1 rRNA gene is annotated in these 1,691 nt (G+C 63.2%); it reads left to right on the forward strand.

The annotated features are described in order from the left end of the window. Window positions 1-149 precede the first annotated feature (149 nt). A 16S ribosomal RNA gene (locus SA87_RS10220) occupies window positions 150-1,679 on the forward strand. Window positions 1,680-1,691 lie beyond the last annotated feature (12 nt).

A 1,691-nucleotide genomic window follows, 5' to 3' on the forward strand; every position in this document is an offset into this window, starting at 1 on the left:
CGTTCCTTGAAAACTAAACAGCACCCGCCCTGTGAGGAAGGCCTTTCCGGGACCGGCGGGCGGCCGAGGGGGCCGGGATGGAGCCGGCGGTGTTGGTCGTCTGTTGGGACCGGGGGGGATGGGAAGATCCTGGCCTTTGGGCCGGGGGTGTTACGGAGAGTTTGATCCTGGCTCAGGACGAACGCTGGCGGCGCGCCTAATACATGCAAGTCGAGCGGGGAGGCGGGCGGAAGCCTTCGGGCGGAAGCCCGTCTCTTAGCGGCGGACGGGTGAGGAACACGTAGGCAACCTGTCCTAAAGACCGGGATAACACCGGGAAACCGGTGCTAATACCGGATAGATTGTCCTGGCGCATGCTGGGGCAAGGAAAGGGGCGACCCGCTTTAGGAGGGGCCTGCGGCGCATTAGCTGGTTGGTGGGGTAACGGCCTACCAAGGCGATGATGCGTAGCCGGCCTGAGAGGGTGACCGGCCACACTGGGACTGAGACACGGCCCAGACTCCTACGGGAGGCAGCAGTAGGGAATCTTCCGCAATGGGCGGAAGCCTGACGGAGCGACGCCGCGTGGGGGAGGAAGGCCTTCGGGTTGTAAACCCCTGTTGTCGGGGAAGAAGGGCCGCGGAGGCGGCATTGACGGTACCCGACGAGGAAGCCCCGGCTAACTACGTGCCAGCAGCCGCGGTAATACGTAGGGGGCGAGCGTTGTCCGGAATGACTGGGCGTAAAGGGCGCGTAGGCGGCCTGTTAAGTCTGCTGTGAAAGGCCACGGCTCAACCGTGGGGGTGCAGCGGAAACTGGCGGGCTTGAGTGCAGGAGAGGTGCGCGGAATTCCCGGTGTAGCGGTGAAATGCGTAGAGATCGGGAGGAACACCGATGGCGAAGGCAGCGCACTGGCCTGTAACTGACGCTGAGGCGCGAAAGCGTGGGGAGCGAACAGGATTAGATACCCTGGTAGTCCACGCTGTAAACGATGGGTGCTAGGTGTGGGTGGGGCGACCCATCCGTGCCGGAGTTCACACATTAAGCACCCCGCCTGGGGAGTACGGCCGCAAGGCTGAAACTCAAAGGAATTGACGGGGGCCCGCACAAGCGGTGGAGCATGTGGTTTAATTCGAAGCAACGCGAAGAACCTTACCAGGGCTTGACATCCCGCTGCCGGGTCCAGAGATGGGCCTTTCCCGCGAGGGACGGCGGAGACAGGTGGTGCATGGTTGTCGTCAGCTCGTGTCGTGAGATGTTGGGTTAAGTCCCGCAACGAGCGCAACCCCTGCCCTTAGTTGCCAGCGGGTGAGGCCGGGCACTCTAAGGGGACTGCCGCCGACGAGGCGGAGGAAGGTGGGGATGACGTCAAATCATCATGCCCCTTATGCCCTGGGCTACACACGTGCTACAATGGCCGGTACAGCGGGAAGCGAAGCCGCGAGGCGGAGCGGATCCCTGAAAGCCGGTCTCAGTTCGGATTGCAGGCTGCAACTCGCCTGCATGAAGGCGGAATCGCTAGTAATCGCGGATCAGCATGCCGCGGTGAATGCGTTCCCGGGCCTTGTACACACCGCCCGTCACACCATGGGAGTCGGGGGCGCCCGAAGGCGCGGGCAGCGCTGAAGGCGAACCTGGCGACTGGGGTGAAGTCGTAACAAGGTATCCGTACCGGAAGGTGCGGATGGATCACCTCCTTTCTAGGAGCCGGG

Source organism: Hydrogenibacillus schlegelii, assembly GCF_001653195.1.
Taxonomy (GTDB): Bacteria; Bacillota; Bacilli; order Thermicanales; family DSM-22653; genus Hydrogenibacillus; species Hydrogenibacillus schlegelii.